Origin of the sequence: Mesorhizobium sp. M7A.F.Ca.CA.002.09.1.1 (genome assembly GCF_003998555.1) — a bacterium.
GTDB lineage: Bacteria > Pseudomonadota > Alphaproteobacteria > Rhizobiales > Rhizobiaceae > Mesorhizobium > Mesorhizobium ciceri.
Genome location: NZ_RZRR01000148.1, coordinates 1 through 8,285, shown reverse-complemented (window position 1 = coordinate 8,285; position 8,285 = coordinate 1). Strand labels below are relative to the sequence as shown.

The following is an 8,285-nucleotide window of genomic DNA, read 5'->3' as shown; positions in this document are numbered from 1 at the left end:
GAGACAGGCCGGGTACTCTGCGGCTCGGCCATGGTGGTGAGGCGCATGTCGACTGGAGCGGCAGCCCGCGCATCGTGCTCGATCTGGAACTGAGGCCGCCCGGCGTCACCGTCTATTTCCAGCTGACGCTGAGCGAGCTCGGCGCGTCGGTGGCGGTCAACTACGTATCGTTCGAGAAGCCGGGCGAAGACCCGGAGCGCAACACGGCGCTGCTCGAAGCGGTGATCGAAGAGGCGCGTATCCGCAAGGTCGAGCCGCTGGCCTATCGCTGACCGTCGGTCGCTTTCGAAGCGCTGCCGAATTCCCCTATTCGATCAAGCCCAGCCGCAGCGCCTTGGCAACGGCCTGGTTGCGATTGACGGCGTTGAGCTTCTGGGTCGATTGGGTCAGATACTGGTTGGCGGTGTGCACCGACAGTTTCAGGAGTCGCGCGATCTCCTCGCTGGTGTTGCCGTTGGCGGTCAGCTTCAGGCATTCGAGTTCGCGCTTGGAGATTGCACGCATGCGGCCGGCATCGCTCGGGCGGATGCGGGCGACTGCGGCGAACAACGAAAAGCAACGAGCGTGGATCTCGTAGAGAGCGTCCTGCGACAGGGTGATCTCCGAGCCCAGGAAAACGACAAGGCCGCATTGGCCGCGGTCGGCGTGGACGGGGAAGGCGATGCCGCTGGTGCCGGGCGCCAGCGGCGCCATCTGCTGCGTCCAGGCGAGATTGCCGAACATCTCGGCCATGGCGGTGACGCCGTCATCCGTCCACCAGCGCGGTTCGGTCGAGATGCGCGTGTGACGCACGATCTCCTCGCCATTGGCGCCTGAAATGAACTTCGTCGCCACGGCAATCCCGGGATAGTCGGAATCAAGGCAAGGAACGAGCCGCGCCCGTTCGGGCGAGGGGCTGACGAAGAACAGGCCGAAAGCCGAGGCGTTGATGTCGACGGCGATCCAGCGGCAGCGGCGCACGGCGTCGGGAATGGTGACCGCGTGATGGGTTTCGGAGCTAAGGGTGAAGGCGCCGAACGGCTTGCGCTGCTCGTTGAAAAGGGCTTCGGCGGCTTCCTTGATATCGGCGTGTTTCAAATGATGCCGCTCCTGATCGCCGTGGCGATGGCCATCGCGCGGTTGCTGGCCGCGAATTTCTGGATGGCGTGGGTGATGTAGCTGTTGACGGTGTTGGAGGAGACGCCAAGGATGACGGCGACCTCGTCGGTGGTCTTGCCTTCGGAAACCCAGAACAGGCATTCGCGCTCGCGATCCGACAACGGATCCTGCATGGCGGCGGCGGCGATCAGTTGTGGGATGTGCGAGAGCGCGTAGCAGCATTTCAGCTGCGCCCGCATCAGCGCCGGCTGGTCGATGCTGCCGGCTGTCGCTGCCGAGAACAGAGCGAACAGGCGCTGGCGGCCGACATTCAGGCGCAGGGAATAGATCTCTGCATGGCCGAGCACATCGAGAAGGCGGGCTTCCTCGCCGGTGATCAACCCGTCAGCTTCGGGCGCGTGAGATGCTACCAGCGGCTGCGGACGAATGCCGGGCGCGACGGTGAGCGCGCCTTGCGCAAGCCCGGCGATCAGCCGCTTGCCGATCAACTCGATGGCGTCGAAAATCCAGTTGGAGGAGACGATGCGCGCATCGTTGCGGTCCTGATCGTGGACGATGGCGACCAGCATGTAGCTGTCGGCGCCGATCTCGGCGGTCAGTTGCATGAAAAAGCTGGTGAGATCGCCGCGCGACGTCAGGCGCGAGCCCAATGTGTCGGATTGAAGTAGCGCGGCGGGACTGCTCATTCTCGTTGCTTTTGGCCGGAATCGTTTCTGCTGTCCGGATGCTGGAAGTCAGCCGCCGAACCCGAATACACATTACTTTGACGAAGACACACGCGTGGCGCAGGGCTGCACCGAACCAAATCCCGAATCCATTCAGGGAACGCGAAGCCGTCCGCGTCTGGTGCCGGAAAAGCTCCGGAACAAAAGACTTTGGGTGGTCGCCGCGCCCCCCAGGACCGGCTGATTCGGGTTTAATCTACCCGCAGTTGAATCTGACATCAAACGCGATTTGACAAAATCGAATCTGATGGACTCCGGCGCGACTCACAGCTCGGTTTTCGCGCCCTGGACAGACGACCGGGACGCGAAAGTCTTCGCCGGCCACCTCGGCGGCTGGTCGATTTCGCCAGGCTCGGGAGCATTGGACAGACGGGCGCGCCGGTTGCTGTGCCGAAGGGGGTGCCTTGGCCCGATAGTCGGAGCCGGGCGATGTTGCCGCCCGGTCCCGGTGGTCCTTTGCTTATGCCTGTCGTTGTCCCAAAACCGCCAGATGCTCCTGGACGACAGGCATTTACCGATCCTCGAACCCGGTCAGCACGCCGACCGCGTTGATGCCGATCTCCTCGACGGCATAGCCGCCTTCCATGACGAACAGCGTCGGCAGGCCGAGCCTGGCGATGCGGCGGCCGATCTTGGGATAATCAGACGTCTTCAGCTTGAACTGGCTGATCGGGTCCTTCTCGAACGTATCGACACCCAGCGAGACGATGACGACATCCGGTGCATAAGCGGCGAGCCTGCCGCAGGCATCCTCGAGCGAGGCGTTCCATGCATCCCAGTCGGTGCCGAAGGGCATCGGATAATTGATGTTGAAGCCTTCGCCGGCACCCGCGCCGCGTTCGTCGGCATGGCCGAGGAAGAACGGGTACTCGACCATCGGATCGCCATGCAGATTGAGCACCTGGACGTCGGCACGGTCGTAGAAGATCTCCTGCGTACCGTTGCCGTGATGGTAGTCGACATCGAGGATCGAGATGCGTTTGGCGCCGTGGTCGCGGAACCATTGCGCGGCGACAGCGGCGTTGTTGATGTAGCAATAGCCGCCCATGAAGCCAGCCCCGGCATGGTGGCCGGGCGGACGGCAGAGCGCGAAGGCGGAAGCCTCGCCATCCTTGAGCAGGCCGGCGGCGGTCAGCGCTACGTCGTAGGAAGACTTGATCGCGGCCCACGTGCCTTCGACGAAAGTGGCGCCGGCATCGAAGGAATAATAGCCGAGCAGCGCGTCGACGCGCTTTGGCGGCACGTCGCCGCGCAGGCCGCGCGTCGGCCATGTGAAGGGCATCGCCGTGCCTGTGAGACCTGCTTCCAGCCATTGCGGCCAGACCGTCGGGAGAAAGTCGATATAGTCTGATTTGTGGATGCGCTTGGCGGCGGCGAGGTCATGTTCGTGCGGCGCGATGATGGGACCCAGTTTCTCGCTTTCGACCCGCGCCTTGATGAATTCGGCCCTCGATGGCTTCTCGAAACCCGGCACGATGGCTGATGTGACCAGTTCCATTTGACCGGCATGGCCGGCGTGAAGGGGGGAGAAAACAGTCTTCATAAATTCCTCTCGAAGTGCGAAATCAGTCAAGATTCAAGATTGAGATAAGGGCTCACCAGAGCGAGCCACATTCTTTCCACATCGTCCTCGATGAGGTCGTATGTCTTGCGGTCTCTTTTCAGCCCGACAAGCCGGCAGGCGTGCCCGACGTCCATCATCAGCACGCCGAGCCGGCTGGCGACATTGTCTTCAAGCGCCGGGTTCACATGCTGCAGCCATGCGGCGTAGAGCGCGATGATCTGCTCGTCATATTCGTTCTGGATCGGCCTGAGGTCGGCGTTGCCTGAAATGGCCTCGATCACCGGCATCAGGCTGGCGTTTTCGAGGTAGAGTCTGGACGTGTCGATGAAGAGCTTGCGCACTTCCTGCCGAAACTCTTCACGGTTGGTGGGCGGGGCGACCTTGATACGCTTGGCGATCACCTCGGGAAAGGATGACAGCCAGCGCCGGGCGAGGTCCAGAAGAATGGCTTCCTTGTTGGGAAAGTATTGGTAGATCGAACCAACCGACAAGCCTGCGCGCTGCGCAATGGCCAGCGTCGTCGGCGTCTTGGTTCCTTGCTCCCGCGTCAAGACCAGCGCTGCGTCGAGAATCCGGTCGACCACCTTGCTGGAGCGTTTTTGCCGCGGCTGTTTGCGCGGTTCGAGCGCTATCCTGCTTTTGCGGTCGAGACTGCGCTTCACCGTCCGATGTCCTCGTTCCCCGCCCGGTCTCAACATGGTGGGAGCTTGCTGTCCACGATACATTCCAGATTCGGTATGTTGACAAACGCGAATAATCAGTCGCATTCTTTATCCACGCTGCCTCTTGGGATGACAAGGGGAATTTCCAAGACAGCGCGCTGGCATTCTTTTTCGTCCCATGGCGCCGCTCCGGTGGAGTGGCAGGTCGTTGGCCAAGAGGTTGTCGGTCTCAGTCAGTCGTCAAAAGCGCGGAGTCGCGATGTCTGTCACAGGTGCAGGTCACAATGCGGATCTGATCGTCATCAATGGTCGTGTACTGACCATCGACGACGACAATCCCACCGCCGAGGCCGTCGCCGTCAAGGACGGCGCAATCATCGCCATCGGCAGCCGCGCCTCCATCGAAGAGTTCAAGGGACCGGCCACCAAGGTAATCGACGCCAAGGGCGGCTCCGTCCTGCCGGGTTTCATCGAAGCCCACATGCATCTGTTTTCGGGCGGGGCTGAACTTGCCCACCTTCAACTCACCGGTATACATGGCTTCGAGGCGCTGCAGAAGGCGATCCGCGACTATGCGCCTACCCGGCCCGACGCGAAGATGCTGGTCGGCCAAGGCGTCGACTACACCGTGCTCGGCAGCGAGCGCGTGACGCGCCATCACCTCGACGCCATTTTGCCCGATCGTCCGTTCTGCATGGCGGCGCCAGACCATCACACCATGTGGGCCAACACCAAGGCGTTGGAAATGGCCGGCATCCTGCAGGGGCGTACGCTCGGCCCTGGCAATGAGATTGTCATGGGTGACGATGGACTGGCCGCCGGCGAATTGCGCGAAGGCGAGGCCTTTGGCCCGGTGCTCGACCTTGCCGGCGAAAGCCGGGTGCGGCTGGGGCTGTCGACCGGCGGCGAGCCGGACCCGATGCCGACGGCGGCCGAGCGGGACGCCGACCGCGACATCATGCGGCGCGGGCTCGCCTGGTGCGCCCGCCACGGCATCACCTCGATCCAGAACATGGACGGCAACCTCTATCAGCTTGAGCTGCTGGCCGAGATCGAAGCCGAGGAAGGCTTGCCCTGCCGCGTCAAGATCCCGTTCCACTACAAGAATTTCATGACGCTCGACATGCTCGACAAGGCATCTGATATGGCCGAAAGCTACAACAGCGAATGGCTGTCGTCGGGCATGGTCAAGGTGTTCTACGACGGGGTGCTCGATTCCTGGACAGCTGTCATGGTCGAGCCATACGCCGACCGGCCCGACTGGGTGGGCGAGCCGCTGTTCACGCCGCAACAATTCATCGATCTGGCCGTCGCGGCCGACAGGCGCGGGCTGCAGATCGCGGTGCACTCGATCGGCGACGGCGCGGTGCGCGCGGTGCTGGACGGTTATGAGGCGGCGCAGAAGGCGAACGGCAAGCGCGACAGCCGTCACCGGGTCGAGCACATCGAGGTCACCACCACATCGGATGTGCCGCGTTTCGCAGAACTCGGCGTCATTGCTTCCATGCAACCGCCGCATCCGCCCGGCGCCATGGATTTTCCGCTGGAGCCGACGGTGTCGCGCATCGGGCCGGCACGCTGGCCGCTGAGCTATGCCTGGCGGACCTTGAAGGATGCCGGCGCGCATGTCGTCTTCGCATCCGATTGGCCGGTGTCGCCGATCGATCCGATCCTGGGCATTCAGGCGGCAGTGTTGCGCAAACCATGGGCAGAAAGCGACCCGGACCAGAGTTTCTCGCTGCATGAAGCGATCGCCGGTTACACGATCGAGGGCGCCTACGCCGAATTCGCCGAGCACCGCAAGGGTACGCTGAGATCGGGCTACATGGCCGATCTGGTGGTTTTGTCGATGGATATCGAGAACACCGCCCCGGCCGATCTGCACAAGGTGCGGCCGGTGACGACGATTTGCGGCGGCAAGATCACCTATCAGGCCTGACTATGGCATGGGGCTTGCAGGCCTCAATGACTGACTGAACTGTGACCCAATGCCGGGCTTGCCAACCCACCGGCCATGTGGTCACATCGAACAGGGGAAGAGCTCCGCCAGCAAGAGCGGGGTCAACAGTGAGGCGTAATCGTGCCGGACAAACCGGATCGGAATGCGATTGAAGTAGTAAACGTCAGCAAAATTTTCGGATCAGGTGAGGGGCAGGTGGCTGCCCTCGACACGGTCTCGGTATCTATCCGCGAGAACGAATTCTTCACGTTGCTGGGGCCATCCGGCTGCGGCAAGACGACGTTGCTCAGGCTGATCGCCGGCTTCGATTTTCCAACCGCCGGTGAAATCCTGCTCTACGGCCAGGACATCGCGCCGCTGCCACCCTTCAAACGGCCGGTCAACACCGTTTTCCAATCCTATGCGCTGTTCCCGCACATGACGGTCGCCGACAATATCGGCTTTGGCCTGGAAATGCTGGGTAAGCCGAAGGCCGAGATCAAGGCGCGCGTCGCCGAGATGCTGAAGCTGGTCAAGATGGAGGCACTCGCCGGTCGTCGCACCAGCCAGATCTCCGGCGGCCAGCAGCAGCGCGTGGCCTTGGCCCGCGCCTTGGCACCGCAGCCGAAGGTGCTTTTGCTCGACGAGCCACTGTCGGCGCTCGACTACAAGCTGCGCAAGGAGATGCAGATCGAGTTGAAGCGGCTGCAGCACGAGACCGGCATCACCTTCATCTTCGTCACCCACGACCAGGAAGAAGCGCTGACCATGTCCGACCGCATCGCGGTCATGTCATCGGGCAAGATCCTCCAGGTCGGTTCGCCCTGGGATATCTACGACAAGCCGGCCGAACGCTTCGTCGCCGACTTTATCGGTGAAACCAACTTCCTGACGGCCGCCATCAGCGAGATGGCCAACGGCAAGGCGCGCGCCACGCTCAAGTCCGGTGCGACCATCGAGGCGACCGTGGCCCAGGGTTTCCAGCCCAAGCCCAATGCCACGGTCGTGGTTCGGCCTGAACACGCCAAGCTGACCAAGGCCAAGGGCGAACTGTCGGGGAGGGTCGATAATATCGTCTATTTCGGTACCGACACCCACATCCATGTTCATCTCGACAGCGGCGAACTCTTCACCGTACGCCAGCAGAACACGCGCAGCGCGGGCTGCGGTTTCGAGAAGGGCGACGCGGTCGGCATCCTCATCGGCAGCGATGCCGCCCAGGTCCTGAAGGACTGACGATGGCGACCGCGGAAGAAGTCGCCAAGGCAGCGGAGCGGCGCGATGTCCGTGACCGCTGGCTTTTGTCAGCACCAGCGCTGCTGGTCATTTTCCTCGCCGCGACCGGCCCTTTGCTGATCGTGCTCGTGTACTCGTTCCTGACGCCAGGCTCCTATGGCGACGTGAAGTGGCAGTTCTCGCCGGAAGCCTGGATAGCGGTGTTTCTGGAACGCGATATCTTCGACGACACGCTTTCGATCGCCGCCGCCCACGTCACCATCTTCCTGCGCTCGATCAAGCTCTCGGTGGTGACGACGATCGCCACCTTGGTGCTTGGTTTCCCGACCGCCTATTTCATGGCGACGCGCAGCGAAAAGACCCGCGATCTCTGGCTGTTCCTGATCACCATTCCGTTCTGGACCAACCTTTTGATCCGCACCTTCGCAGTGCTGCAGATCATCCGCAACGAAGGCATCATCAACACAATGCTGCTCAAGCTCGGCATCATCTCGGCGCCGATCCAGATCCTCTACACCGACACGGCGATCCTGATCGGCATGGCCTATGTCTACCTGCCGCTGATGGTGCTGCCGATCTACGCCAGCATGGAAAAGCTGGATTTCCGGCTGGTCGAGGCGGGCTACGACCTTTACGCCACGCGCTTCCAGGTGCTGCGGCGGATTATCTTTCCGATGGTCAAGCCGGGCGTCATCGCCGGCTCCATCCTGGTCTTCATTCCAGCGCTTGGCGCCTATGTGACGCCGAGCGTGCTTGGCGGCGGCAAGAACATGATGCTGTCCAACCTGATCGAATTGCAGTTCGGGCAGGGCCGCAACTGGCCACTCGGCTCGGCGCTGTCGATCGCCGTCATGATCATCGTCATGGTGGCGCTGCTTGCCTATGTGCGCAATGCCGGCAAGTCGGGGGTGCGTCATGGCTAAGAACTTTTCCATCAAGCACCAGCCAGGATTCAGCGCGATCGCCGCGACCTGCTTTATCGTGCTGTATCTGCCGATCATCGTGCTGGTCATCTATGCCTTCAACGCGGCGATCGCGCTGAATCCTGGCTGGTGCTTGAT

Annotated in this window: 7 protein-coding genes and 2 pseudogenes; 5 read left to right on the top strand and 4 right to left on the bottom strand. The window is 62.2% G+C overall.

The window, feature by feature from the left end:
* Positions 1-272 (top strand): annotated as a pseudogene (locus tag EN994_RS09325) (hypothetical protein); the annotation flags it as partial.
* A 34-nt stretch (positions 273-306) separates the two neighbouring features.
* On the opposite strand, the gene EN994_RS09320 reads toward EN994_RS09325, so the two are convergent.
* From EN994_RS09320 to EN994_RS09305, 4 genes are all read right to left on the bottom strand, one after another.
* Positions 307-1,077, bottom strand: a complete 771-nt coding sequence (locus EN994_RS09320; RefSeq protein ID WP_024502681.1) for a helix-turn-helix transcriptional regulator — start codon at positions 1,075-1,077, stop codon at positions 307-309.
* The gene (locus EN994_RS09315; RefSeq protein WP_063168914.1) at positions 1,074-1,784 is read right to left on the bottom strand and encodes a LuxR family transcriptional regulator; all 711 of its coding nucleotides are present in this window, start codon (positions 1,782-1,784) and stop codon (positions 1,074-1,076) included. Before EN994_RS09315 ends, EN994_RS09320 begins: the two co-directional genes overlap by 4 nt.
* A 550-nt stretch (positions 1,785-2,334) precedes the next feature.
* Positions 2,335-3,366 carry a histone deacetylase family protein gene (locus EN994_RS09310; RefSeq protein WP_024502679.1) on the bottom strand — a complete coding sequence of 344 codons (1,032 nt, stop codon included), beginning with the start codon at positions 3,364-3,366 and terminating at the stop codon, positions 2,335-2,337.
* A gap of 26 nt (positions 3,367-3,392) precedes the next feature.
* Positions 3,393-4,154, bottom strand: a complete 762-nt coding sequence (locus EN994_RS09305; protein WP_244514233.1) for a TetR/AcrR family transcriptional regulator — start codon at positions 4,152-4,154, stop codon at positions 3,393-3,395.
* A 154-nt stretch (positions 4,155-4,308) separates the two neighbouring features.
* Between EN994_RS09305 and EN994_RS09300 the strand changes: the two genes are divergently transcribed.
* The 4 genes and pseudogenes from EN994_RS09300 to EN994_RS35995 form a co-directional block, all read left to right on the top strand.
* Entirely contained in the window at positions 4,309-5,988 is a 1,680-nt protein-coding gene (locus tag EN994_RS09300; protein ID WP_027161443.1) for an amidohydrolase, read from the top strand.
* 141 nt (positions 5,989-6,129) lie between these two features.
* On the top strand, positions 6,130-7,224 hold the full coding sequence (locus EN994_RS09295; RefSeq protein WP_013529814.1) for an ABC transporter ATP-binding protein: 1,095 nt from the start codon (positions 6,130-6,132) through the stop codon (positions 7,222-7,224).
* A gap of 2 nt (positions 7,225-7,226) precedes the next feature.
* The gene (locus EN994_RS09290; protein ID WP_013529815.1) at positions 7,227-8,147 is read left to right on the top strand and encodes an ABC transporter permease; all 921 of its coding nucleotides are present in this window, start codon (positions 7,227-7,229) and stop codon (positions 8,145-8,147) included.
* Positions 8,140-8,285, top strand: a pseudogene (locus EN994_RS35995) (spermidine/putrescine ABC transporter permease PotC); the annotation flags it as partial. The gene EN994_RS09290 and the pseudogene EN994_RS35995, both read left to right, overlap by 8 nt.

Coding starts and splice junctions, on each gene's coding strand:
- EN994_RS09300 (WP_027161443.1), top strand. CDS start 4,309: ATGTCTGTCACAGGTGCAGGTCACAATGCGGATCTGATCGTCATCAAT.
- EN994_RS09290 (WP_013529815.1), top strand. CDS start 7,227: ATGGCGACCGCGGAAGAAGTCGCCAAGGCAGCGGAGCGGCGCGATGTC.
- EN994_RS09310 (WP_024502679.1), bottom strand. CDS start 3,366: ATGAAGACTGTTTTCTCCCCCCTTCACGCCGGCCATGCCGGTCAAATG.
- EN994_RS09315 (WP_063168914.1), bottom strand. CDS start 1,784: ATGAGCAGTCCCGCCGCGCTACTTCAATCCGACACATTGGGCTCGCGC.
- EN994_RS09305 (WP_244514233.1), bottom strand. CDS start 4,154: ATGCGACTGATTATTCGCGTTTGTCAACATACCGAATCTGGAATGTAT.